The organism is Gluconobacter sp. P1D12_c (genome assembly GCF_018812105.1).
In the GTDB taxonomy this organism is placed as follows: Bacteria; Pseudomonadota; Alphaproteobacteria; order Acetobacterales; family Acetobacteraceae; genus Gluconobacter; species Gluconobacter oxydans_A.
Genome location: NZ_JACSIQ010000876.1, coordinates 1 through 358 on the forward strand (window position 1 = coordinate 1; position 358 = coordinate 358).

1 protein-coding gene is annotated in these 358 nt (G+C 55.9%); it reads left to right on the forward strand.

Going from position 1 to position 358, the window contains the following annotated elements; translation table 11 throughout:
- On the forward strand, positions 1 to 358 hold a 358-nt coding region (locus KP705_RS21915), incomplete at both ends, for a Tn3 family transposase (RefSeq protein ID WP_215765523.1).

The following is a 358-nucleotide window of genomic DNA, read 5'->3' on the forward strand; positions in this document are numbered from 1 at the left end:
GGTGAAGCACCCTATGTTCTGGATGGGCTGCTGTATCATGCCAACGGGCTTTCCATTGAAGAGCATTATACCGACACGGGTGGGGCATCGGATCATGTTTTCGGGCTGATGCCCTTCTTTGGTTATCGATTTGCGCCCAGGATACGGGATCTGAAAGAGCGGAAACTTCACCTGTTTCCAGATCAAAGCCCCGGTGATCTCCTGAGTGGAATGGCCGGTGACCCGATCAATACCGATCATGTTGCGGCCCACTGGGACGACCTGCTGCGTCTGGTCACATCCATTCGGAGTGGAACCGTGACGGCCTCGGCCATGCTGCGGAAGCTCGGATCTTATCCCCGTCAGAATGGTCTGGCTG